The organism is Pseudideonella sakaiensis (assembly GCF_048320135.1).
GTDB classification, from domain to species: Bacteria; Pseudomonadota; Gammaproteobacteria; order Burkholderiales; family Burkholderiaceae_C; genus Ideonella_A; species Ideonella_A sakaiensis_A.
Genome location: NZ_CP182947.1, coordinates 3,585,965 through 3,609,705 on the forward strand (window position 1 = coordinate 3,585,965; position 23,741 = coordinate 3,609,705).

Here is a 23,741-nt window from a genome sequence, read left to right on the forward strand (position 1 = left end):
GCGCAGTGGGGATGCAGACGATTGTGCACGCCCACCTGCCAGAATGCGCAAGCGATGCGCCACTTTCCCACCATCGATCCGCGCCGCAGTCTGGCCGCAGCGATCGCCTGGCTGGTCATTGGCCTGTCGATCGGTCTGGTGATCGTTGCCAACCTGTCGTTGCGTGGCCATGTACGGCAGACACTGCTCGAACAACACGGCCAGCGACTGGAAAGCGCGGTCGAACACGTCGGCTCCGAACTCGACACGGCATTGATCCTGCGCCTGCAGTCGGTGACGACGGTGGCAGCGATGTTGTCCGACCAGGTCGAGCCGAGTGAGCCGGAACAGCTGCAGCGGCGTCTGGCCGCGGTGCTGCGCGAGGTTCCGGACCTCAGCTGGCTGGCCGTCACCGACGCCAACGGCGACATCGTCGCGGCAACCGACCGGGCTGTGATCGGCAGCAATGTCTACCAGTATGCGTGGCTGTCGCAGGGCCTGGACATCGCGTGGGTCGAGGAGGCTGTGAGTCCGGGCGCGCGTTTTCTGAAGCTGACCGCGCCGGTGCGCAATGCCGACGGTGCGATCGCCGGCGTGGTGGCCGCCCGGATGAGCTGGGACTGGGTGCAGCAGCTGACCGCCGGCATCGACTCGTCGCCGGGCCAATGGCTGCTGATCGACCGCGACGGCGTCGTGCGCCGGGGGCCGCCGGCGCTGCTCGGCCGCAACTGGCGGGACATGCTCGCCGACATCACGCCGTTCGATCCGGTGGTTGCCGGCCTCGGCACCGATGCCTCCGACCTGCCGACCCGGATCCAGGTGCGCCGCCTCAGCGGTGGTTACCCACACCTGCTGGCTCGAGCCGACACGGCACGACACCAATCCTTGCAAAAGCTCGGCTGGCAGATCGTCGTCATCGAGCCGGTTGCCGCCGTCGCTGCATTTGCCACCGACATCGAGTGGCGGATCACATTGACGCTGCTGCTGCTCGGCGTTGTGGCCGCCTTCGCCGGCGTCTGGATGGCGCGTCGCCTGACCAGGCGCATCAGCGTGATCGCGCGATCGGCCGACGCGGTGCAGGCGGGGCGGGCCGATCGGATCGAGATCCCGCCGGGGCGCGATGAAGCGGCACGGCTTGGCTCGGCGCTGAACCGGCTGCTGAGCGCGCTGCAGCGCGAGCGCGACGACCTGCGCCGGCTGAATGTCGAACTCGACCAACGCGTTGCGCAGCGAACCGAGCAGATCCGCCGGCTCGCAATGGAAGCGCGCGAGGCGGCGGTCGGTCGCGAGCGCTTGCGGCTCGCAAGGGACCTGCACGATACGCTGGCCCATTCGATGATGGCGATGCTGACCGAGATCCGCATGTTGAAGCGCCTTGCGTCGACCCAACCCGCAGCCTTGTCGGACGAACTGGTCCGTGCCGAACAGGCGGCGCTCGAAGGGTTGCGTGAAGCGCGCCTCGCGATCGCCCAGATGCGCAGCAGCCCGGTGCGCGACATCGGCCTCGCCGCGGCGCTCGCCGACCTGGTCAAAGGTTTTGGTGAGCGTACCGGCATCACGGTCGCCTTCCGCTGTGATCACGAGGTTGCACCATTGACCGACGAGCGCGGCGAAACCCTGTTCAGGATGGTCGAGGAATTGCTGCGCAATGTGCAGCGGCATTCCGGCGCCCACCACCTGACGGTCACGCTGCGTGGCGCACAACACGATGAAAGCCTGCTGCTCGAGGTCGCCGACGACGGCATCGGTTTTGATCCGCAGGTGGTCGGCGCAGGCCATTACGGGCTGGTCGGCCTGCATGAACAAGCCGACATGATCGGCGCGACCGTCACCATCGCCAGTGCCGATCAGCAGGGAACGGTGGTCGCGATCGAACTCGACCCGCGCACGCGAACGCTCCAATAGCGGCGCATCTTCCTGCCTTTCCGGCCGATCGGCGCTGCGAGCCCGGTGGCAAGCTCGGGTCACCAACGGCTGCCACTCGCGCGGCCTGCAACCCGACGCCCGAACGCCATGCCCGCCTTGACCGAAGACCAGGCCCGCAACTACATGCACAAGCTGCTGACCGCGATGAGTCAGGCCGGCGGTTCCGACCTGTTCATCGCCAGCGATTTTCCGCCGAGCATGAAAGCCAATGGTGCGATGCGGCCGTTGACCGAGCAGAAGCTGACGCCCGAGGTGACGCGCCAACTCGCCAACGCGATGATGAACGAGGTCCAGCGGCAGGAATTCGAGCGCGAGATGGAATGCAACTTCGCGGTGTCGCTGCCCGGCGTCTCACGGTTTCGCGTCAACGTCTATGTGCAGCAGCAAAGCGTCAGCATGGTGATCCGGACGATTGCTTCGGAGATTCCGAGCTTCGACAAGCTGAAGCTGCCGGAAATCTTGAAGGAGGTCGTGATGAACAAGCGCGGCCTGGTGCTGGTGGTCGGCGCGACCGGTTCCGGCAAATCGACGACGCTGGCGGCGATGATCGATCACCGCAACCGAACCTCGGCCGGCCACATCATCACCGTCGAGGATCCGGTCGAGTACGTGCATGCGTCGCGGCTGTCGCTGGTCACGCACCGCGAGGTCGGTGTCGACACCAAGTCGTGGCACCACGCGTTGAAGAACACGCTGCGTCAGGCCCCCGACGTGATCCTGATCGGCGAGATCCGCGACGCCGAGACGATGGAACATGCAATCGCCTTCGCCGAAACCGGCCACCTCTGTCTTGGCACATTGCACGCGAACAGTGCGAGCCAGACGATCGAGCGGATCATCAACTTCTTCCCGGAGGAACGGCGCACGCAACTGCTGATGGACTTGTCGGCCAACCTGCGGTCCATCGTTTCGCAACGGCTGGTCCGGCGCGAGGACGGCAAGGGCCGTTCGGCGGCGATCGAGATCCTGCTCAATACCCCGATCATCGCCGAGCGCATCTTCCAGGGCCAGTTCCACGAGCTGAAGGCGATCATGTCGAAGTCGCGCGAACTCGGCATGCGCACCTTCGACTGGGCCTTGTTCGAGTTGTACAACGAAGGCCTGATCAGTTTCGACGAGGCGATTCGCAATGCCGATTCGGCCAACGAGTTGCGCCTGCACATCAAGCTGAAAAGCGAGCGCGGCGAACCGGCAGCGTCCGGCTTCATGTCGCTGTCGATCGAACAGGAGCCAAGCGAACAGGAGCTTGCCGAGCAGCGCCACCAGGAAATGCTGAAGCAGCAGGAAACGCGGCGCCGTCTCGAGGACCAACAACTGGCCGAATTGCGCGAGAAGAAGCGGCTGGCCGAGGCCGGCGCGAAATAAGTTCCTTGCACTGAGCTGTTCAGGCGGCCGGTTCGGGCAGACCGAATCGTTGCGGGTACGGCCGGATGGACGGCGCCGTGGCGGCGGCCTACCGTGTGGCGACATCCGCAGCACGCGGGCCATCGAGCAGCCGCACCGAAGCCGTGAACGCTCCCCCCGTCTCCGATCCGTCGTCCGATACCGAGCCGCGTCCGCATCGGTCGCCGCAGCGCGGCGACGATCTGCAGGCGCCGCGTGGGTTTGCCGTCGAATTGCAAAGCCTGGCCTGGACGCAACCATTTGCCTGGCTGGCCGCAGGCTGGCGGGATTTTCGCCGCGCTCCATTGATCGGGCTGTTTTATGGCGGCTGCTTCGTCGCGATGGGTTGGGCGCTGCTCGCGGTATTCGAACATGCGCCGGCATGGACTTTGGCCTTGTCGGCCGGTTTTCTGCTGATGGGGCCGTTGCTGTGTCTCGGGCTGTACGACGTCAGTCGTGACCTCGAAGCCGGCCGGCGGCCCCGCTTCGGCCACTCGCTGCTCGCCTGGACCAGGCGTACGCCGACGCTGGCGATTTTTGCGTTTGTCTTGCTGGTGCTCGAGATGTTGTGGGGTCGCGCCAGCCTGATCGTCTTTGCGCTGAGCTTCGACGGCATGCCCGATTTCCGCGGCAGCCTGCTGGCGCTGCTCGATCCGCAGAATCTCGAATTCATCATCGCCTATGTTGCGGTCGGCGCAGTGTTTGCCGGGCTGATCTTCGCGGTCAGCGTGGTCGCGATGCCGATGATCCTGGACCGTCCGACCGATGCGATCACCGCCGGGCTGACCAGCCTGCGCCTGGTGCTCGGCCAGCCCGGCGTGATGCTGCTGTGGGGCGCGCTGCTGACGCTCCTCGTCGTCGCTGCGATGCTGCCGTGGTTTGCCGGTCTGCTGGTGATCGGCCCGATCGCCGGCCATGCCAGCTGGCATGCCTACCGGGCCGCGGTTGTCGGCGGCTCAAGCTGACCGTTGCGGGCCGGCCGGCGATCGTCGGTCAAAATCGGCCAGACCTGACGCTCCCAGAACCTCAGCCATCGGAAGCCGCCATGAACATCGCCCTGATCGCCCACGACCGGATGAAGGACAACCTGGTTGCGCTGGGCTGCGAATTTGCGCCATTCCTGCGCGGCCATCGGTTGATGGCCACCGGCACCACCGGCGGGCGATTGCGCGACGAGGCCGGGCTCGAAGTCGAATGCCTGCTCAGCGGACCGCTCGGCGGTGACCTGCAGATCGGCGCCCGGCTGTCGGTCGGCGAGGTCGACCTGGTGCTGTTTCTGCGCGATCCGATGACGCCGCAGCCGCATGAACCCGACATCAATGCGCTGGTTCGCGCCTGCGACGTGCACAACATCCCCTGCGCCACCAATCCGGCCAGCGCTCGGCTGCTGCTGACGCACCTGGTGGCCGAGGCGGGCGCATGAGCGCGGCTGCCATGCCGCCCGGACGGCTTGCCCAGCGGCAGGAGGCCGGTTCAGTGAGCGATACCGAACGCATCGTCGGCGAGGAGGGCGCCCAGCTCGATTTCAGCCGCGACATGAGTTACAGCGATTACCTGCATCTCGACGAGATCCTCGGCGCGCAGCATCCGTTGTCGCCGTCGCATGACGAGATGTTGTTCATCGTGCAGCACCAGACCAGCGAGTTGTGGATGAAGCTGATGCTGCACGAATTGCGCGCGGCGATGGCCAACATCAAGGCCGATGAACTGGCGCCGGCGTTCAAGATGCTGGCCCGGGTGACGCGCATCATGGAGCAGCTGGTCTCGGCATGGACGGTGCTCGCGACGATGACGCCGCCCGAATACACCGCGATGCGTCCCTACCTCGCCAGCTCGAGCGGTTTCCAGAGTGCGCAGTACCGCTGCATCGAATTTCTGCTCGGCAACAAGAATCCGGCGATGCTGAAACCGCATGCGCACAGCCCGCAACGGTTGGCGATGGTCGAGGCGGCATGGCGCTCGCCGTCGCTGTACGACGAGACGCTGCTGCTGATGGACCGCCAGGGCCTGATGCTGCCGGCGAGCCACACCGGGCGCGACTGGACCCAGCCCTATGTCGCGAGCGACGCGGTGCGCGACGCCTGGCTGGTCGTCTACCGCGATCCGAATCACCACTGGGATCTGTACCAGCTTGGCGAAAAGCTGACCGACCTCGAGGACATGTTCCGGCTGTGGCGGTTCCGCCATGTCACGACGGTCGAGCGAATCATCGGTTTCAAGCGCGGCACCGGTGGCACCAGCGGAGTCGGCTATCTGCGCAAGATGCTCGACGTCGTGTTGTTCCCGGAGCTGTGGCGGCTGCGGACCGATCTGTGAAAGACGAGGAACTGGGATGAAAGTCTGCATCATCGGCGCCGGCGCGATCGGCGGCTTCATCGGCACGAGGCTGGCTGCAGCAGGGCGTTGCGAGGTCGGCGCGATCGCCCGCGGCCCGACGCTGCAGGCGTTGCAGCAGCATGGCTGGCGAATGAATATCGGCGACGGCGTGCTGCAAGGGCCGGCCGGACCACTGAGCGACCGGCCGGCCGATCTGGGGGTGCAGGATCTGGTCGTGATCGCGGTGAAGGGGCCTGCGCTGCCCGAGGTTGCCGCCGGCATTGCGCCGCTGCTCGGCCCCGATACGCTGGTGCTGCCGGCGATGAACGGCGTGCCATGGTGGTTCTGCGAGCGGCTCGATGCCTTTCCCGGCGGCCCGCTGACCAGCGTCGATCCCGGTGGCGTGATTGCCGCGGCGATCCCGTTCGAGCGGGTGCTCGGCTGCGTCGTGCACGCCAGCACCGCGCTGGCCGAACCGGGTGTCGTGTTGCACCGGGTCGGCAACGGACTGATCGTCGGCGAGCCGGCAGGCGGCCGTTCGCCGCGCGCGCAGCGGATCGTCGACCTGCTGGGCGATGCCGGATTCGACGTCACGCACTCGGACAATGTGCGCTACGACATCTGGTACAAGTTGTGGGGCAACCTGACGATGAATCCGGCCAGCGCGATCACCGGCGCGACGATCGACCGCCTGCTCGACGATCCGCTGGTGCGCCAGTTCTGCTCGGCCGCGATGATGGAGGCCGCAATGATCGGCGCACGCATTGGCTGCTCGATCGGCCAGAGCGCCGAGGACCGCCATGCGATCACCGCGAGGCTGGGTGCCTTCAAGACCTCGATGCTGCAGGATGTCGAGGCCGGGCGGCCGATCGAACTCGATGCCATCGTCGGCGCGGTTGTCGAGATCGGCCGCCGGCTCGCGGTGCCGACGCCGAATATCGATGTGTTGTTCGGGCTGACGCGGGTCTTCGGCCAGGTGCGCGGCCTGTATCCGGATCGGAAATCTCGCTAGCGACGCCGTCGCGAGGCGGCAGGTTCTGCCGGGCCGAACAGCTTGCGTGCTGCGCTCGCCGCGAGCTCGCGCAGCAACTCGACTTCGGGAACCGGCTGCGCATAGCGTCGCCCGACGAAGACATAAGGCGGGCCGATCAGGCGCAGCGGCGAATCGATTGCGACGACGCGGCCCTTCCAGCGACGCCGCGTGATTTCGCTGCGTGGCGCCAGTGTCAGCAAACCGGCAGCCGCGGCAAGCGCCAGCAGGTTGTCGATGCCGCGACATTCGAGATCCGGCGCGATCGGCTGTGCGCCGCAATCGAAGACCGCACTGTCGAAGATTGCGCGCAGGTGCGAACTGACATGGGGCAGCGCCCAGGGTCCGGCCAGAACCTCCGCCAGCGAGCACTTCGCCCTTGCGAACAAGGCGTGGTCGCGTCCGGCGACGATGCACATCGGCTCGGCCGCCAGGAAGCTTGCCTCCAGCGACACCTCGCTCGACAACACCGCGGCGCGGTCGACGCTGCCGAGCACCGCATCGAGTTTGCCCTTTTCGAGATCGGCAACCAGGGCGTCCAGCGTGCCTTCCTGGATGTCGATCTGGATTCCGGGATGTCCTGACCGCAGCACCGTGACCAGTTCGGGCATCAGCGAATTGATCAGGTAGGGCGACGCACCGATGCGCAATCGGCCGCCGCCGGCGCCGCGGCTGCGCGCCATCTCGCGACCGAGCGCCACTTCCTGCAACGCAACCCGGCCGCGCGCCAGCAGCAGGCGGGCCGCGCTGGTCAGCGTGGTGCCGCTGCGTTCACGTTTGACCAGCGGCACGCCGACCGCAAATTCGAGGTCGTTGATCAGCGCCAGCGTCGCCGGCTGCTTGATGTCGAGTTCCAGCGCAACCTGACGCAGCGAGCCGAGCCGGTCCAAGGCGTCGAGCAACTGGAAATGGCGCATCCGCAGTCGGGACATCGCGGCCGACAGAGCGGGCGGGATTGAATCATCGTGGTCTCGCTGATGCTCGGTGCGGAGTCGTGCCATGCGGGTTTATCTGATACAAAAACGATGTCACGTGACAAAGATTCTAGGACTTCCGGCCATGTGCTCCGCCTTCTAGACTGTGGCGCTTCGGGTCGCTGGCGACCCTTCGAATCGAGGAGATCCGCGTGCAGACCGCACTCGTCAATGGCGCCCACATCGCGTTCCGCATCGACGGCCCGAGGGCCGCACCGACGGTGATGCTGTCGAACAGCCTGATGTCCAGCCATCGCATGTGGGATCCGCAGATCGACGCGCTGCTGCAGCGTTTTCGGGTGCTGCGCTACGACACGCGGGGCCACGGTGCCTCCGAGACCACGCCTGGTCCGTATCGCATCGAACAACTCGCGGACGATGCGGCGGCGCTGATCGAGCACACCGGCGTCGGCCCGGTGCATTTCGTCGGCCTGTCGATGGGCGGGATGATCGGCCAGCAGCTGGCGGTGCGGCATCCGCGGCTGGTCGCGTCGCTTTCGCTGTGCGACACCGCCAGCGAGATGCCGCCGCGGTCGATGTGGGACGAGCGGATCGCGATCGCCGAAACCGAAGGCATCGCCGGGCTGGTCGACGGCACGATCAAGCGCTGGTTCGTGGCCGGTTTCGTCGCCCGCGAGCCGGACACCATCGCCAATGTGCGCAGCATGATCCTCGGCACCAGCGCCGCGGGCTACATCGCCTGCGCGTCGGCGGTGCGTGACATGTCGCAGACCCATCTGCTGGGCCGCATCGAGGCGCCCACGCAGGTCATCGTCGGTCGTGAGGACCCGGCTTGCACGCTGGCTGCCTCGGAAGTCCTGCAACGCGAGATCAGCGGCGCCGAACTCCATGTGATCGACGACGCTGCGCATCTGGCCAACATCGAGAAGCCGGCCGAGTTCACCACACTGCTGCTGGACTTCATCGGCCGGCAGTGATTTTTCAACCCGGTGCGCCGCAGCAGCGGGGCCAAGGAGTTCTTGCATGTCCAATCGCCGTTCGATGTTTTTTCGTGTTGCCGCTCTTGTATTGGCGAGCACGACGCTGGCCGCACCGCTGGCCCATGCGCAGACCTGGCCGACCAAGCCGGTGCGGTTGATCGTCCCGCTGACACCTGGCTCGGGTGCCGACATCGTCGCCCGGGCGGTCGCCAAGAAACTGCAGGCCACCTGGGGCCAGACGGTGCAGATCGAGAACAAGCCGGGTGCCGGCGGTCAGATCGGCACGCGCGAGGTGATCGGCGCGACCGACGGCCACACGCTGCTGGTGCAAAGCGCGTCCCATGCGGTCAACCCTGCGCTCTACAAGTCGCTGCCCTACGACGTGACGCGCGATCTGGTCGATGTGGCATTGCTCGCGACGACGCCCTACGTGATGGTGACCGCCGGCAACGGCCCGTACAAGAATGTCAAGGCGATCGTCGATGCGGCCAAGGCTGCGCCCGACGGCGTTCCGTTTGCGTCTGCCGGGGTCGGAACCTCCACCCATCTGACCGCGGAACTGTTTGCCCAGGCGGCCGGCGTGAAGATGATCCACATCCCGTTCAAGGGCTCGCCGGACGCGATCCAGGATGTCGCCGGTGCCCGTTCCAGCTTCTACATGGCGCCGCTGCCGACGGTGGGCGGCATGCTGGCGGGCGGCAACCTCGCGGCGATTGCGGTGACTTCGCCGCAGCGGGTCGCGTCGTTGCCAGCGGTGCCGACCTTGGCCGAGTCGGGCTACGCCGGCTTTTCGGCGCAACTCTGGATCGGTCTCTGGGCGCCGGCCAGCATGTCTGCCGACGTCGTTGCCAAGGTCGCGGCCGATGTCACCGCCGCCTTGCAGTCGGACGAGGTCAAGGAGCAATATGCCCGCACCGGCAATGAAGCGCGACTGATGACGCCGGTCGAGTTCAGCCGCTTCGTGCGCGACGAGATCGAGACCAACAAGCGGCTGGTCCGCAACGCCGCGATTCCGCTGTTGTGAGTCTGGCGGCACCGCCCTGCGCGCCGCCGGATTTCGAGCCGCGCCGGCCGGCGCTGGCGTTGCCGGCGGGCAGTTGCGACTGTCATGCGCATGTCATCGGCCCCTCATCGGTCTACCCACTGTCGGAGCAGCGCATCTACACGCCGCCCGACTGTGTCGCGGCCGACTATCGCAAGATGCTGGCGGCGGTCGGTGTCGAGCGCGCCGTGCTCGTCCAACCAAGCATCTACGGCAGCGACAACCGCCTGCTCGTCGACACCCTGACCGGCGCGGACCCTGCGCACTGGCGCGGCGTGGCCGTGCTGGCCGGCGACGAGGACGACCAGCAGCTGGAGCGTTTGCATGCGGCCGGCGTGCGCGGAGCGCGCGTCAACCTGGTCGACCGTGCCGAGCGCGACGCAGCCTTGCCACTGGCCGCGCTGCGGGGGCTGGCAGAGCGCATCGCGCCGCTCGGCTGGCATCTGGAACTGCTGGCGCATGTCGACGAAGCCGGCAGCAGTCTGCGCGCGCTCGGCGATCTGCCGGTGCCCGTCGTGTTCGGCCACCTGGGCTATCTGAGCATTGGCGCGGGCGTCGAAGGCGCAGGTTTCCGTGCCCTGCTCGAACTGATGCGTGCCGGGCGCGCCTGGGTCAAGCTGACCGGGCCCTACCGCCTGACGCGCGAGGCCTTGCCGTATCCGGTGGTCGACGAGATCGCCGCCGCCTTGCGCGAGACCGCGGCGGGCCAGCTGGTCTGGGGCACCGACTGGCCTCATGTGATGTTGCGTGGCGTGATGCCCAATGACGCCGATCTCGTCGACCTGCTGAGCAACTGGTTGCCGGACCCGGCACTGCGCAAGCGGGTGCTCGTCGACAACCCGCTGCGGCTTTACGACTTCCCGCCGTTGCGGCCGGCTGAGGCGTCGGGCAAGGCGTCTTGACGGTATGGCCTGAGGCCCGGCCCGGATCCTCAGGTCACGACCGTCGGCACGCTGCGCCCGGTGCGCTGCCGGATCCCGGCCAGTTCGTCGGCCGCGGCGATCAGCGTGGCCAGCGCCTGCTGGGTCTCGATGCCGTGCTGCGCCGGATCGGCCTCGAAGCGTTCCAGGTAGACCCGCAGCGTTGCACCCTCGGTGCCGGTGCCGGAAAGCCGGTAGACGATTCGCGAACCATCGGCGAAGCCGATGCGGATGCCTTGCGCGGTGCTGACCGAGCCGTCGACCGGGTCGGTGTATGAAAAATCGTCGGCGCTCGCGATCGTCAGCCCGGCAACCGTGCGGCCCGGCAGGCTGGCCAGCGATTCCCGCAGCTGCTGCATCAGCCCGTTGGCCGCCGCGGCGTCGACACCTTCGTGGTCGTGCCGTGAGTAGAAATTGCGGCCGAAGCGGCGCCAGTGGTCGCGCACGATCTGCTCGACCGACATGTTGCGCGCTGCGATCACGTCGAGCCAGAACAGCACTGCCCACAAGCCATCCTTCTCGCGCACATGGTCGCTGCCGGTGCCGGCGCTTTCCTCGCCGCACAACGTGACCTTGCCGGCATCGAGCAGGTTGCCGAAAAATTTCCAGCCGGTCGGCGTTTCGAAGCAGCCGATGCCCAGCGCCTCGGCGACCCGGTCGACCGCGCCGCTGGTCGGCATCGACCGCGCGACGCCGGCCAGCCCGCCGGCATAACCGGGCACCAGGTGCGCATTCGCCGCAAGCACCGCCAGGCTGTCGCTCGGCGTCACGATGAATCGGCTGCCGACGATCATGTTGCGGTCGCCGTCGCCATCGCTGGCGGCGCCGAAATCGGGCGCATCGGGGCCGAACATCCGCAGGATCAGCTCCTCGGCATAGGTCGGGTTCGGATCGGGATGGCCGCCGCCGAAATCGGGCAGCGGCCGCCCATTGATCACGCTGGCCGGCGGTGCACCGAGCCGCTTGACGAGGATCTCGCTGGCATACGGCCCGGTGACCGCATGCATCGCATCGAAGCAGATGCGGAAACCGCCGGAGCGCAGCAGCCGGCCGATGCGTTCGAAATCGAACAGCGTCGCCAGCAGGTCGGCATGGTCGGCAACCGGGTCGATCACCTCGACCGTCGTGTCGCCGATGCGGCTGCTGCCGAGCGTCTCGAGATCGATGTCCGGCGTCTCGAGCGTCAGGTAACGCGAGATCGACTGGGTGTTGGCATGGATCGCCTCGGTGATCTTTTCAGGTGCCGGGCCGCCGTTGCCGATGTTGTACTTGATGCCGAAATCGCCGTCCGGCCCGCCCGGGTTGTGGCTTGCAGACAACACGATCCCGCCGAATGCCTGGTGTTTGCGGATCACGCAACTCGCCGCCGGCGTCGACAGGATGCCGCCGCGGCCGACCAGCACCCGGCCGAAGCCGTTTGCCGCGGCCATCCTCACGATGGTCTGGATTGCCTGGTCGTTGAAGAAACGGCCGTCGCCACCGACGACCAGCGTCTGTCCCTGGTAGCCCTGCAGTGAATCGAAGATCGACTGGACAAAATTTTCAAGGTACGGCGGCTGGCGGAAAACCGCGACCTTCTTGCGCAGTCCGGAGGTGCCGGGTCGCTGGCCGGCAATCGGTTGGGTGGCGTTGATGCTGGGATTCATTCGGGCCTCCTGATCGCATTGATTGTGCAATGGCGATGTCCCTGTCGGCGCGTCGCCCGTCGACCGTTGGCTAAACTCGGTATTCCTCGATTCGCCACGATGACATGTCCGGTCCGACTGCCAGTCCAAGAAAAACCGCGCCGCAGCCGACCGCATTGACGGTGCACCAGCAGTCGAAGGTGCTCGAGGTTGGTTTCTCGGATGGCAAGGTATTCCGCATTCCGTTCGAACTGATGCGCATCTATTCGCCGTCGGCCGAAGTGCAGGGCCACGGGCCGGGGCAGGAAGTGCTGCAGACCGGCAAGCGCGATGTCGGCCTCGTATCGCTCGAGCAGGTCGGCAACTATGCGGTGCAGCCGCTGTTTTCCGACGGCCACAACAGCGGCATCTTCTCGTGGGAGTACCTGTATTTCCTCGGCTCGCAGCAGGACGAGTTGTGGCAGCAGTACGAGCAGCGGCTGCAAGCCGCCGGCGCCGACCGCGACGCGCCGATGAGTACCGCGTCGGGATCGGCGTGTGGCAGTCATCACCATTGAACGCACGCACTGGATCGGCATGAGCGACACCCATTTCGGATTCGAGACCGTCGACGAAAAGCAGAAGGCGCAGCGTGTTCGTGGCGTCTTCGATTCGGTGGCGTCGAAATACGACGTGATGAACGACCTGATGTCGATGGGACTGCATCGTGCATGGAAAGCCTATACGGTGGCGGTTGCCGACGTGCGCGACGGCGACCGCGTGCTCGATCTGGCCGGCGGCACCGGCGACCTGGCGCGCGCGTTCGCGAAGCGGGTCGGCAGCCGCGGGATGGTCGTCCATACCGACATCAACGAGGCGATGCTGCGCCAGGGCCGCAGCCGGCTCGAGGACGAAGGGCTGCTGCTGCCGACGACGCTGTGCGACGCCGAGTCGCTGCCGTTCAAGAGCGACAGTTTCAAGCTCGTGACGGTGGCCTTCGGGCTGCGCAACATGACGCACAAGGAGCGCGCGCTGGCCGAGATGAACCGCGTGCTGCAGCCCGGTGGCCGGCTGCTGGTGCTCGAATTCTCGAAGGTCGCCGAGCCGCTCGAGAAGGTCTACGACTGGTATTCGTTCCGCGTGCTGCCGCGGATCGGCCAGCTGGTCGCCGGCGATGCCGCCAGTTACCGTTACCTCGCCGAATCGATCCGCGTCCATCCGGGCCCGGCCGAGCTGAAGGCGATGATGAAATCGGCCGGCTTCGGCCATGTCGATGTCCATCCGATGACCGCAGGTGTCGTCGCCTTGCACGTGGGTGTCAAATGCTGATGCCCGGGCTGGTGCTGCTCGGCAGCCATGCCATCGGCTGGGTCGGGCGGCGCCGCCCCGGCGGGCGCGTCAAGCTGCGCCGCGCAGCCTGCAAGCAGCCGGCAATTGCCTTGCCGGCCGAGGTCGACATCACCCACCTGCTCGAAGCGGTGCGCCAGCAGTTCATCAAGCTGCAGGCCGCATGGGACGCCGCCGATCTGTCGACGCTCGGCGCGTTGACGACGCCGCAGATGCTGGCCGAGCTGTGCGCCCACTTTCCGCCCGAGGGCAGCCCGCCGAACCGCACCGACGTGCTGGCGGTGCAGGCCAAGCTGCTCGGCTTCGACGACCTCGACTCGGCCTGGGTCGCGACGATCGAATTTACCGGGATGATCCGCGAGGCACCCGACCGCGAGCCGACACCGTTCCGCGAACTGTGGCTGCTGACCCGCGATCGCCAGCAACCGCCGGGCCCGGCCTGTGGCGGACCTTGGCGGCTGGCGAGGCAGCAGGCGCTGCTCTGACGCCGCCGGAGACGGCGCCAGCCACGGGCAGGCGGTTCGGGGGGCCTACCCCCGACCGTAGGTATCCTCGTAGCGAACGATGTCGTCTTCGCCGAGGTAGCTGCCCGACTGCACCTCGATGATCTCGAGCGGCACCTTGCCGGGGTTGGCAAGGCGGTGGATCTGGCCGAGCGGGATGTAGGTGCTCTGGTTTTCGGTCAGGATCATCACCTGATCGCCGTTCGTCACTTCAGCGGTGCCGCTGACGACGATCCAGTGCTCGGCGCGGTGGTGGTGTTTCTGCAGGCTCAGCGAAGCGCCCGGCTTGACCATGATGCGCTTGACCTGGAAACGCGGCCCGGAATCGATGCTGTCGTACCAGCCCCACGGCCGGTGCACCAGGCGGTGCAGCGTATGTTCGCTGCGCTTGTTTTTCTCGAGCTGGCCGACGATCTGCTTGACCTCCTGGCTGCGCGCGCGGTCGGCGACCAGCACCGCGTCGGCGGTCTCGATGACGATCACGTTGTCGAGGCCGACGACGCCGACCAGTCGGCTGCTCGCATGGACCAGCGTATTGCTGCTGGCGCTGACCATCGCATCGCCGACGCTGGCATTGCCGGCGCCGTCCTTGTCGCTGACCTGCCAGACCGCATCCCAGGCGCCGAGGTCGGACCAACCGGCGTCGAGCGGCACCATCCGGATGTCGAAGGCGTTCGAACCGGGGCATTTCTCGAGCACTGCGTAGTCGACCGATTCGCTCGGAATCCGCGCAAATTCGGCCTTGCCGGGGCGGATGAAGCTGGCGTCTGCGGTTTTTACCGCCCACGCAGCGTCGCAGCCATCGGCGATGTCGGGGCGGAACTCGCGCAGCGCCTGCAGCCAGACCGACGCGCGGACGACGAACATCCCGGCATTCCAGTAGTAGCTGCCGTTCGCGACATAGCGTTCGGCGGTTGCGAGGTCGGGCTTTTCGACAAACTGCGCAACCTTCTGCGCGCCGTCGCCGATGTCGTCGGCACGGATATAGCCAAAGCCGGTTTCCGGCCGGTCCGGCTTGATGCCGAGCAAGACGATCTTGCCGTCCGCGGCAACGCGGATCGCCTGCTGCATCGCCTGCGTGAATGCCGGCTCGCTGGTCACCGTCTGGTCGGCCGGCGTCACGACGAGCACTGGGTCGGCGCCTGCTTCGACCGCACGCAGCGCAGCGATCGTCATCGCTGGCGCGGTATTGCGGCCGGCCGGCTCGAGCAGCAGGCTGGCCGCGGCACCGTTCGGCAGCGCCAGTTCACGCAATTGCTCGAGGACCAGAAAGCGGTGCTCCTCGTTGCCGACGATGCACGGTGCGGCGACCTCGATGTCATTGCCGGCCAGGCCAGCGAGGCGGCTCGCCGCCTGCTGGAACAGGCTCTGGTCGCCATGCAGCACCAGAAACTGTTTCGGATAACCGGCCCTTGAAAGCGGCCAAAGGCGGGTGCCGCTGCCGCCGGCGATGATCACCGGCGAGACCTGGATAGCAGTCTTGTTCATGACCGTTGCTCGTGTCGAAAAAGTTGGATCGGCCGCTCAGCGGCCTGCGGCGGCAAAGCCGTCCGGATTGAGCCGTTGCCAGCGCCAGCTGTCGATGCACATCGTGTCGAGGTCGCGCTCGGCGCGCCAGCCGAGCAATTGCTGCGCCAGGGTCGGATCTGCATAACAGGCATCGATGTCGCCGGGGCGGCGGCCGACGATGTCGAAGGGTACGGGCCGACCACTGGCGCGCTCGAATGCACGAACCAGCTCGAGCACGCTGTAACCGGTGCCGGTGCCGAGGTTGACGGTCAGCAGGCCCGGCTTGTCGAGCAGCCTGCGCAGCGCCGCGACATGGCCCGCGGCCAGGTCGACGACGTGGATATAGTCGCGCACGCCGGTGCCGTCGGGCGTTGCATAGTCGGAGCCGAACACCTGCAGCCGCTCGCGTTTGCCGACGGCCACCTGGGTGATATAGGGCATCAGGTTGTTCGGTATGCCGCGCGGGTCTTCGCCGATGCGCCCGCTCTCATGGGCGCCGACGGGATTGAAATAGCGCAGCAGAGCGATCCGCCAGCCGGCATCGGCCCGATGCAGATCGCGCAGCATGTTTTCGCCGATCAGCTTGGTCGCGCCGTAGGGATTGGTGAAGCCGAGCGGCGAATCCTCGCTGATCGGCAGCCGTTCCGGCTTGCCATAGACGGTCGCGCTCGAACTGAAGACCAGCGCCTTCGCATCGTGGCGGGTCAGGCCACGGCACAGGCTGAACAGGCTGCCGAGGTTGTTCGCGTAGTAGTCGAGCGGCTTGCTGGTGCTTTCGCCGACCGCCTTGAAAGCGGCGAAATGCACTGCGGCATCGACGCGGTGGCGCTCGATCAACGCATCGAGCGCGGCTTCGTCGCGGACATCGAGCTGCTCGAAAACCGGCGTCGTGCCGCTCAACTCGCGCAGCCGGTCGAGCACGGCCGGCGAACTGTTGCTGAAGTTGTCGACTCCGACGACGTCGAAGCCGGCCTGCAGCAGCGCCAGCCAGGTGTGCGAGCCGATATAGCCGGTGGCACCGGTCAGCAGGATCTTCGCTTCTTTCATCGCTGCGGATTGTGCCGCATCGCTTGCCGCGAGAGCCTCCGCGCAGCGCGCTGGCCGCAGCGCGGCGCAGTGTCAGAATCGCGACATGTTGAATACCTTCCGATCACTGGCGGCGCCGGCCGCGCTGCGACGCCTGACCTTGCTGCTGAACCATGTGCTGGCTTCCGAACCGGCGGCCAGTGAGCGACTGAAACAACACCAGGGGCGCAGCATCGTCGTCGAGCTGGAGCGCTGGCCGAGCCTGCTGCCTGCGCTGCCGCCGCTGGCGTTTGCCGTGACGCCGGCCGGCCTGCTCGAATGGAACGAGGGGCCCGCGGCAGCTGCCGCGTCGGCCGAGGCGGCAGCCGATCTGCGGGTCAACATCGACGCATCGAATCCGGCGCTGCTGCTGGCCAGGGGCCTGACCGGCGAGCGTCCGCGCATCGACATCGCCGGCGACGCCGCTTTTGCGACCGACGTCAACTGGCTGTTCGAGAACCTGCGCTGGGATGTGCAGGAGGATCTGGCGCGGCTGGTCGGTGATGCACCGGCGCGTGAACTGGCGCGTTTCGGCCGGATGATCGCGTCGGCACTTCGTGCCGCGGTCGACCGCATCGGCCGGATGGCGCCGGGTTCGTCGGAGCCGCCGACTCGATGAGGCACCTCGCTCGGCTGATCCTGATCGTCTATACGGTCTTTCGTTACGGTCTGGACGAGCTGGCACTGTCGAACATCCGCAAGCCGTGGATGCGGGTGTTGCTGCGCGTCATCACCGTCGGGCGTCGCCTCGACGCGCCGCGCGGCGTGCGGCTGCGGCTTGCGCTCGAACGGCTGGGGCCGATCTTCGTCAAGTTCGGCCAGGTGCTGTCAACCCGGCGCGACCTGATTCCGGCCGACGTCGCCGAGGAACTGGCCCGGCTGCAGGACGACGTGCCGCCGTTTCCGGCGGCGCAGGCGCGGGCGCTGATCGAGCGTGCGTTCGGCCGGCGGATCGAGGAAATCTTCTCCAGTTTCGAAGCCGAGGCGGTGGCCAGCGCGTCGATCGCCCAGGTCCATTTCGCGACGCTGATGGACGGCCGCGAGGTCGCCGTCAAGGTGCTGCGGCCGGGCATGCTGGCGGTCATCGACGACGACCTGTCGCTGATGCGCACGCTGGCGCGCTGGGTCGAGCGGCTGTCGGCCGACGGCAAGCGGCTGAAGCCGCGCGAGGTCGTCGCCGAATTCGACAACTACCTGCACGACGAGCTCGATCTGGTGCGGGAGGCGGCCAATGCCGCGCAACTGCGCCGCAACATGGCGGAGCTGAGGCTGGTGATGGTGCCCGAGATGTACTGGGACTTGTGCACCAAGACCGTCATCGTGATGGAGCGCATGACCGGCGTGCCGATCAGCCAGATCCAGCGGCTGCGCGATGCCGGCGTCGACATTCCGAAGCTCGCCCGCGACGGCGTGACGATCTTTTTCACGCAGGTTTTCCGCGACGGTTTTTTCCACGCCGACATGCATCCGGGCAACATCCAGGTCAGCCTGGCGCCGGAAACCTTCGGCCGCTATATCGCGCTCGATTTCGGCATCGTCGGCACGCTGACCGAAACCGACAAGGACTACCTGGCGCAGAATTTCATCGCCTTCTTCCGCCGCGATTACAAGCGGGTCGCCGAACTGCACGTCGAAAGCGGCTGGGTGCCGCCGCAGACGCGGGTCGATGCGCTCGAGGGTGCGATCCGCGCGGTCTGCGAGCCTCAGTTCGACCGGCCGCTGAAGGACATCTCGCTCGGCCAGGTGCTGCTGCGGCTGTTCCAGACCTCGCGCCGGTTCAATGTCGAGATCCAGCCGCAGCTGGTGCTGCTGCAGAAGACCTTGCTGAATATCGAGGGCCTGGGCCGCCAGCTCGATCCGGAGCTCGACCTGTGGGTCACCGCACGACCCTTTCTCGAACGCTGGATGGAAGACCAGATCGGCTGGGACGGCCTGGTGAATCGGCTGAAAAACGAGGCGCCCCGCTATGTGCAGCTGTTGCCGGAACTGCCGCGGCTGCTGCACCAGGCGTTGCAGCCGCGCCCGGCGATCGAGGCCAGGCTGCTCGCCGAACTGCTCGAGGACCGGCGGCGCAGCCGGCGGATGTGGCAGCAGATCGGTGCGTTGCTGCTCGGATTTGCCGGTGGCGCGGTGATGGTGCTGTTTTTCGTTTATTGAGGTCGCCGGCGGCGGCTGCGGACGCAGACAAGCCCCCGGCTGCACCGATTTGGCGGGACGGAATAGAATCGAGGGTTTTTCATCTTCCGTCCGGATTGATCGGGCGGACCCACCCCCGAGAAAGAATCCGATGCCGATCTACGCCTACCGCTGCGCGACCTGCGGTCACGCGAAAGACGTGCTGCAGAAGGTCTCCGACCCTGTGCTCAGCACCTGCCCGGCCTGTGGAGCCGAGACCTTCAGCAAACAGGTCACCGCCGCCGGCTTCCAGTTGAAGGGTTCCGGCTGGTATGTGACCGATTTCCGCGGCGACAACGCCAGCAAGAAATCAGCCAACAACGGCGAAGCCGATGCTGTCGGCACGCCAAAGGGCGATGGCAAGACCGACAGCGCCGCGCCGACCAAAGCGACCGGCGAATCGTCGCCGTCCGCGACGCCGGCGCCCGCAGCGGCACCGGCCGCGGCACCTGCCGGCCCATCCGCGCCCGCGTCGCCGCCGGCTGCGAAGAGCTGAACCGCGCCCGTCGTTCCACAGGAAGCCAGCCGTGAAGAAATACCTGATCGCCGGACTGCTGGTCTGGCTGCCGCTGGCGGTCACGATCTGGGTGCTGCACGCTGCGCTCGGGCTGCTCGACGGCGTGTTCGGCTTTGTCGTCACGACTTCGCAGGCGATGCTGCCGGAATCCGCGCACATGCCGCTCGAGTCGCTGCGGCGCATTCCCGGACTCGGCGTGCTGGTGATGTTGTCCGGCCTGCTGCTGACCGGCGTCTTTGCCACCAACATCGTCGGCCAGTGGTCGCTGCGCAAGGGGGCCTGGGCGCTGCGCCGGATCCCGATCGTCAAGTCGATCTACAGCTCGGTCAAGCAGGTCTCGGACACGCTGTTCTCGAGCAGCGGCAACGCCTTCCGCGAGGCGGTGCTGGTGCAGTATCCGCGCCAGGGCCTGTGGACGATCGCCTTCGTCACCGGCCGGCCGGGCGGCGAGGCCGGCCAGTATCTGCAGGACGACTACTTGAGCCTGTACGTGCCGACGACGCCGAACCCGACCTCCGGATTTTTTCTGATGGTGCGCCGGGTCGAGGTGATCGAACTGAAGATGAGTGTCGACGAAGCCCTGAAATACATCATTTCGATGGGTGTCGTCGCGCCGCCGCCTGGCAGCGCCGTATTGACGCCCGCGCCGATCCGAAATTGACGCAGTCGGCCGCGCGGCAAGCGGCCGGCTGTCCGTCGCGGGCCGTTCCGGGCCCGTCTGCCGAATCCGACATCAGCGGTGGCTGCCGCGCTGCCCCAGCAGCGGCGCCGCCCCAGCGAATCCAAACTGGAGTGAAAGAATGAGAACAACGTATTGCGGCCTGGTCAGCGAGGCGCTGATGGGACAGACCGTGACGCTGATGGGCTGGGCTCATCGCCGGCGTGACCATGGCGGCGTGATCTTCATCGACCTGCGCGACCGCGAAGGTGTCGTCCAGGTCGTCTGCGATCCGGACCGCGCCGCGACCTTCGAGGTGGCTTCCGACGTCCGCAACGAGTTCTGCCTGAAGATCGTCGGCAAGGTGCGGGCACGCCCGGCCGGTACCGACAACGCCAACCTGACCAGCGGCAAGGTCGAGGTGCTGTGCCATGAACTCGAGGTGCTGAACCCGAGCGTGACGCCGCCGTTCCAGCTCGACGACGACAACCTGTCGGAAACGACGCGACTGACCCACCGCGTGCTCGATCTGCGCCGCCCGGCGATGCAGAAGAACCTGATGCTGCGTTACCGCGTCGCGATGGAGGTGCGCAAGTTCCTCGACGAACTCGGCTTCGTCGACATCGAAACGCCGATGCTGACGAAGAGCACGCCCGAAGGCGCGCGTGACTATCTGGTGCCGAGCCGCGTCAACGAAGGCCAGTTCTTCGCGCTGCCGCAAAGCCCGCAGTTGTTCAAGCAGCTGCTGATGGTGTCCGGCTTCGACCGCTACTACCAGATCACCAAGTGTTTCCGCGACGAGGACCTGCGCGCCGACCGCCAGCCCGAATTCACGCAGATCGACATCGAGACCTCGTTCCTGACCGAGGAGGAGATCCGCGACATGTTCGAGGACATGATCCGCAAAGTCTTCAAGTCGACGATCGGCGTCGATCTGCCGGCCTACCCGGTGATGAAATATTCGGATGCGATGCATCGCTACGGCTCCGACAAGCCGGATCTGCGCGTCAAGCTCGAATTCACCGAGCTGACCGACGTGATGGTCGATGTCGATTTCAAGGTCTTCAGCGCACCGGCTGCGGCCAAGGGCGGACGCGTTGCGGCGCTGTGCATTCCGCAGGGCGGCGAGATGAGCCGCGGCGAGATCGATGCCTATACCGAGTTCGTCAAGATCTACGGTGCCAAGGGTCTGGCCTGGATCAAGGTCAACGACATCGACAAGGGCCGTGAAGGCCTGCAGAGCCCGATCGTCAAGAACCTGCACGACCGCGCACTGACCGAGGTGCTGCAGCGCAGCGGCGCGAAGTCGGGCGACCTGATCTTTTTTGCCGCCGACAAGGAAAAGATCGTCAACGACGCGCTCGGCGCATTGCGCGTCAAGATCGGCCACAGCGAATTCGGCCGTGCCCGCGGCCTGTTCGACGATGTGTGGGCACCGCTGTGGGTGGTCGATTTTCCGATGTTCGAATACGACGAGGAAGCGCAGCGCTGGAACGCGGTGCACCATCCGTTCACTGCGCCGAAGGATGGCCATGAGGATCTGATGGACTCGGACCCCGGCGCCTGCATCTCGAAGGCCTACGACATGGTGCTGAACGGCTGGGAACTCGGCGGCGGCTCGGTCCGTATCCACCGCGCCGACGTGCAGAGCAAGGTCTTCAACGCGCTGAAGATCGGCCCGGAAGAAGCCAAACTCAAGTTCGGCTTCCTGCTCGATGCGCTGCAATACGGCGCGCCGCCGCACGGCGGCCTGGCATTCGGTCTCGACCGTATCGTCACGATGATGGCCAAGGCCGAAAGCATCCGCGACGTGATTGCCTTCCCGAAAACCCAGCGTGCGCAGTGCCTGCTGACCCATGCGCCGAGCTCGGTCGACGACAAGCAACTGCGCGAACTGCACATCAGGCTGCGCAACCCGGTGGCTGCGGCCGGCTGAGGCCTCGTGACCCGGGCCGATTGCGACAGCTGTCGGCCTTGAGCCGAGATCGGCACCTCGCCTGCGCTGACTTTGTGAGAGGGGCTTCTGCCCCGATTCGGGCTGGTGGAATAAGCCTGGGTCGCATTCGACGACCGAGCGGCGCGGCAGGCGGCACCCGGTCGTGGCTCATGATGCGGCGGTCCTCGCTGGCGCTCGGACTGCGCTGCGATGCTCGGTCCAGGGTCGCGCGGCGGAACTCGCTACGTTCGCTGCGCTCACTGCGCTCGGACAACCGCCGCGAGCATGTTTGTTGATGCTCGCTGCGCTCGCCGACCCTGGCCCTGCGCTTCTCGCCGCCGCATAAATCGCCCCGCCCGGGCACCGCCTGCCGCGCAGTGACGCGGTTGAACTTCGCCGAAATCCTTGGTGCTGCCGCAAAGGCGTGGGCGGGTGGCTGCTGGCAAGCATCTAAGCGCCAGTGGCCGACCGACCGCGCCTTTGCTCTCGCCTCTGTGCCTGCCGATTCGCAGTCGTGCAAGAGCCCGAATCGGGGCTGAAGCCCCTCCCACAAAAGTCAGCACAGGCAAGGTGCCGCTGTCTGCTCCCGGCTGCCTTCTGCCATTCAAGGCAAGATAGCGGAATGTCCGAGCCGTCCGAACCACTGATCCGCCGTTTCAAGATTCCCGAAAGCGTGCTGGTCGTGATCCATGACGAGCAGTTGCAGGTGCTGCTGATGGAGCGCAGCGACCACCCCGGGTTCTGGCAGAGTGTCACCGGCTCGAAAGACACCGCCGAGGAGGATCTTGCGGTCACGGCGCAGCGCGAGGTCGAGGAAGAGACCGGGATCGTGATCGGCTCGCCGGAAGTGCCGTGGTCGGCGCTGCGCGACTGGCAGCTGGCCAATGTCTACGAAATCTATCCGGTCTGGCGGCACCGTTATGCTGACGGAGTGCTGCACAACACCGAACATGTCTTCGGGCTGCGTGTGCCGCATGGCATTCCGGTGCGGCTGGCGCCACGCGAGCATCTGGACTTCGTCTGGCTGCCGTGGCGCGAGGCGGCCGACCGCTGCTTCTCGCCATCGAATGCGGAGGCGATACTGCAGCTTCCGAGATTTTCCGACTGATTCCGATGCGACCGCTGCCAACGACGTTGCAAGGTGAACACCACGGCCTGCGGGTGGCGACCTACAACATCCACAAGGGTGTGCGCGGGGTCGGCCCGCGCAAGCGGCTGGAGATTCACAACCTCGGCCTCGGCATCGAGGCGCTCGACGCCGACCTCGTCTTCCTGCAGGAGGTGCGCAGTTTCCACCACGGCGAGGCGAAGCGCTTCGCCCGCACCTCGTTCGGCTGGCCTGAACTGGCGCAGGCGGAGTTCCTGGCGCCCGAGGGTTATTCGGTCGCCTATAGAACCAATGCGGTGACGCGATACGGTGAACACGGCAATGCGCTGCTGTCGCGCTGGCCGCTCGGCGACATCGGCCATCACGACGTCTCCGATCACCGCTTCGAGCAACGAGGCCTGCTGCATGTGCCGGTGCAGTGGGGCGGTGGCGTGTTGCATGCGGTGGTCGCGCACCTCGGGCTGACCCATTCGACGCGGGTGCGCCAGGTGCGGCGCATCGCCGAGTTCATCGAAAATTCGGTACCACGCGGCGAGCCGCTGGTGCTGGCCGGTGACTTCAACGACTGGGGCGAAAAACTCGACGAACCGATGCGCGCGATGGGTCTGTGTCGCGCCTCGTCGACCGGCAAGCTGGCAAACCTGACCTTCCCGTCGAGGGTGCCGCTGTTTTCGCTCGACCGGATCTATACGCGGGGTTTTGCCTGCAACCTGAGTTTTGTCCCGCGCGGCAAGACCTGGGCGCGGATGTCGGATCACCTGCCGCTGGTTGCCGAACTGTTGCCGGAATGACGACGTCGCGCGACGCT

22 protein-coding genes and 1 pseudogene are annotated in these 23,741 nt (G+C 66.5%); 19 read left to right on the forward strand and 4 right to left on the reverse strand.

Annotation, left to right across the window (positions count from 1 at the left end; all coding sequences use genetic code 11):
* The first annotated feature begins 54 nt into the window (after nucleotides 1–54).
* The 6 genes and pseudogenes from ACNH6H_RS16420 (at nucleotide 55) to ACNH6H_RS16445 (ending at nucleotide 6,616) form a co-directional block, all read left to right on the forward strand.
* Complete coding sequence (locus tag ACNH6H_RS16420) at nucleotides 55–1,884, forward strand: histidine kinase (RefSeq protein ID WP_418319156.1); 1,830 nt, start codon at nucleotides 55–57, stop codon at nucleotides 1,882–1,884.
* 117 nt (nucleotides 1,885–2,001) lie between these two features.
* Nucleotides 2,002–3,093 (forward strand): annotated as a pseudogene (locus tag ACNH6H_RS16425) (PilT/PilU family type 4a pilus ATPase); the annotation flags it as partial.
* Nucleotides 3,094–3,413: 320 nt separating this feature from the next.
* The gene (locus tag ACNH6H_RS16430) at nucleotides 3,414–4,253 is read left to right on the forward strand and encodes a DUF2189 domain-containing protein (RefSeq protein ID WP_418319157.1); all 840 of its coding nucleotides are present in this window, start codon (nucleotides 3,414–3,416) and stop codon (nucleotides 4,251–4,253) included.
* Between the two features lie 80 nt (nucleotides 4,254–4,333).
* The gene (locus tag ACNH6H_RS16435) at nucleotides 4,334–4,711 is read left to right on the forward strand and encodes a methylglyoxal synthase (RefSeq protein ID WP_418319159.1); all 378 of its coding nucleotides are present in this window, start codon (nucleotides 4,334–4,336) and stop codon (nucleotides 4,709–4,711) included.
* Nucleotides 4,712–4,722: 11 nt separating this feature from the next.
* A complete protein-coding gene (kynA, locus tag ACNH6H_RS16440) occupies nucleotides 4,723–5,604 on the forward strand; it encodes a tryptophan 2,3-dioxygenase (RefSeq protein WP_418321364.1) in 882 nt (293 codons plus the stop codon).
* A 16-nt stretch (nucleotides 5,605–5,620) separates the two neighbouring features.
* Complete coding sequence (locus ACNH6H_RS16445) at nucleotides 5,621–6,616, forward strand: 2-dehydropantoate 2-reductase (RefSeq protein WP_418319160.1); 996 nt, start codon at nucleotides 5,621–5,623, stop codon at nucleotides 6,614–6,616.
* Here the strand turns inward: ACNH6H_RS16445 and ACNH6H_RS16450 are convergent.
* Nucleotides 6,613–7,566, reverse strand: coding sequence for a LysR family transcriptional regulator (locus ACNH6H_RS16450; RefSeq protein WP_418319162.1), 954 nt, complete (start codon nucleotides 7,564–7,566; stop codon nucleotides 6,613–6,615). The genes ACNH6H_RS16445 and ACNH6H_RS16450 overlap by 4 nt on opposite strands.
* A gap of 194 nt (nucleotides 7,567–7,760) precedes the next feature.
* Here ACNH6H_RS16450 and pcaD point away from each other — a divergent pair, with 194 nt between their 5' ends.
* The 3 genes from pcaD to ACNH6H_RS16465 are packed head-to-tail and all read left to right on the forward strand — an operon-like array spanning nucleotide 7,761 to nucleotide 10,493.
* Entirely contained in the window at nucleotides 7,761–8,546 is a 786-nt protein-coding gene (gene pcaD, locus ACNH6H_RS16455) for a 3-oxoadipate enol-lactonase (protein ID WP_418319163.1), read from the forward strand.
* Between the two features lie 46 nt (nucleotides 8,547–8,592).
* Nucleotides 8,593–9,573, forward strand: coding sequence for a Bug family tripartite tricarboxylate transporter substrate binding protein (locus ACNH6H_RS16460; RefSeq protein ID WP_418319164.1), 981 nt, complete (start codon nucleotides 8,593–8,595; stop codon nucleotides 9,571–9,573).
* Complete coding sequence (locus ACNH6H_RS16465; protein ID WP_418319166.1) at nucleotides 9,570–10,493, forward strand: amidohydrolase family protein; 924 nt, start codon at nucleotides 9,570–9,572, stop codon at nucleotides 10,491–10,493. Before ACNH6H_RS16460 ends, ACNH6H_RS16465 begins: the two co-directional genes overlap by 4 nt.
* 29 nt (nucleotides 10,494–10,522) lie before the next feature.
* Here ACNH6H_RS16465 and ACNH6H_RS16470 read toward each other — a convergent pair whose 3' ends face one another.
* On the reverse strand, nucleotides 10,523–12,157 hold the full coding sequence (locus ACNH6H_RS16470) for an alpha-D-glucose phosphate-specific phosphoglucomutase (protein WP_418319167.1): 1,635 nt from the start codon (nucleotides 12,155–12,157) through the stop codon (nucleotides 10,523–10,525).
* 104 nt (nucleotides 12,158–12,261) lie between these two features.
* On the opposite strand from ACNH6H_RS16470, the gene ACNH6H_RS16475 reads away from it, so the two are divergent.
* Genes ACNH6H_RS16475 through ACNH6H_RS16485 form a run of 3 tightly spaced genes read left to right on the forward strand, consistent with a single transcriptional unit; the run spans nucleotide 12,262 to nucleotide 13,947 of the window.
* Nucleotides 12,262–12,693: a gamma-butyrobetaine hydroxylase-like domain-containing protein gene (locus tag ACNH6H_RS16475; RefSeq protein WP_418319169.1), complete on the forward strand. Its 432-nt coding sequence runs from the start codon at nucleotides 12,262–12,264 to the stop codon at nucleotides 12,691–12,693.
* A gap of 19 nt (nucleotides 12,694–12,712) precedes the next feature.
* Complete coding sequence (gene ubiE, locus ACNH6H_RS16480) at nucleotides 12,713–13,444, forward strand: bifunctional demethylmenaquinone methyltransferase/2-methoxy-6-polyprenyl-1,4-benzoquinol methylase UbiE (protein ID WP_418319170.1); 732 nt, start codon at nucleotides 12,713–12,715, stop codon at nucleotides 13,442–13,444.
* The gene (locus ACNH6H_RS16485; protein ID WP_418319172.1) at nucleotides 13,438–13,947 is read left to right on the forward strand and encodes a Tim44 domain-containing protein; all 510 of its coding nucleotides are present in this window, start codon (nucleotides 13,438–13,440) and stop codon (nucleotides 13,945–13,947) included. The genes ubiE and ACNH6H_RS16485 overlap by 7 nt, the downstream gene beginning before the upstream one ends.
* A 45-nt stretch (nucleotides 13,948–13,992) precedes the next feature.
* Here ACNH6H_RS16485 and ACNH6H_RS16490 read toward each other — a convergent pair whose 3' ends face one another.
* Both ACNH6H_RS16490 and galE read right to left on the reverse strand, forming a co-directional pair.
* Nucleotides 13,993–15,453 carry a mannose-1-phosphate guanylyltransferase/mannose-6-phosphate isomerase gene (locus ACNH6H_RS16490; RefSeq protein WP_418319173.1) on the reverse strand — a complete coding sequence of 487 codons (1,461 nt, stop codon included), beginning with the start codon at nucleotides 15,451–15,453 and terminating at the stop codon, nucleotides 13,993–13,995.
* 36 nt (nucleotides 15,454–15,489) lie between these two features.
* Nucleotides 15,490–16,521 (reverse strand): UDP-glucose 4-epimerase GalE, encoded by a 1,032-nt coding sequence (galE, locus tag ACNH6H_RS16495; RefSeq protein ID WP_418319174.1) that lies wholly within the window; start codon nucleotides 16,519–16,521, stop codon nucleotides 15,490–15,492.
* An 85-nt stretch (nucleotides 16,522–16,606) separates the two neighbouring features.
* On the opposite strand from galE, the gene ACNH6H_RS16500 reads away from it, so the two are divergent.
* The 7 genes from ACNH6H_RS16500 to ACNH6H_RS16530 all read left to right on the forward strand — a co-directional run bounded on the left by ACNH6H_RS16500 (nucleotide 16,607) and on the right by ACNH6H_RS16530 (nucleotide 23,724).
* Nucleotides 16,607–17,158: a hypothetical protein gene (locus tag ACNH6H_RS16500; RefSeq protein ID WP_418319176.1), complete on the forward strand. Its 552-nt coding sequence runs from the start codon at nucleotides 16,607–16,609 to the stop codon at nucleotides 17,156–17,158.
* Complete coding sequence (gene ubiB / locus ACNH6H_RS16505; protein WP_418319177.1) at nucleotides 17,155–18,696, forward strand: ubiquinone biosynthesis regulatory protein kinase UbiB; 1,542 nt, start codon at nucleotides 17,155–17,157, stop codon at nucleotides 18,694–18,696. Before ACNH6H_RS16500 ends, ubiB begins: the two co-directional genes overlap by 4 nt.
* A 130-nt stretch (nucleotides 18,697–18,826) precedes the next feature.
* Nucleotides 18,827–19,210, forward strand: a complete 384-nt coding sequence (locus ACNH6H_RS16510) for an FmdB family zinc ribbon protein (protein ID WP_418319179.1) — start codon at nucleotides 18,827–18,829, stop codon at nucleotides 19,208–19,210.
* Between the two features lie 31 nt (nucleotides 19,211–19,241).
* Nucleotides 19,242–19,892: a DUF502 domain-containing protein gene (locus tag ACNH6H_RS16515; RefSeq protein WP_418319181.1), complete on the forward strand. Its 651-nt coding sequence runs from the start codon at nucleotides 19,242–19,244 to the stop codon at nucleotides 19,890–19,892.
* Between the two features lie 139 nt (nucleotides 19,893–20,031).
* The gene (gene aspS, locus ACNH6H_RS16520) at nucleotides 20,032–21,825 is read left to right on the forward strand and encodes an aspartate--tRNA ligase (protein WP_418319183.1); all 1,794 of its coding nucleotides are present in this window, start codon (nucleotides 20,032–20,034) and stop codon (nucleotides 21,823–21,825) included.
* Between the two features lie 622 nt (nucleotides 21,826–22,447).
* The gene (gene nudB, locus ACNH6H_RS16525) at nucleotides 22,448–22,933 is read left to right on the forward strand and encodes a dihydroneopterin triphosphate diphosphatase (protein WP_418319185.1); all 486 of its coding nucleotides are present in this window, start codon (nucleotides 22,448–22,450) and stop codon (nucleotides 22,931–22,933) included.
* A 5-nt stretch (nucleotides 22,934–22,938) separates the two neighbouring features.
* Nucleotides 22,939–23,724 carry an endonuclease/exonuclease/phosphatase family protein gene (locus ACNH6H_RS16530; protein ID WP_418319187.1) on the forward strand — a complete coding sequence of 262 codons (786 nt, stop codon included), beginning with the start codon at nucleotides 22,939–22,941 and terminating at the stop codon, nucleotides 23,722–23,724.
* The last annotated feature ends 17 nt before the right edge of the window (nucleotides 23,725–23,741 follow it).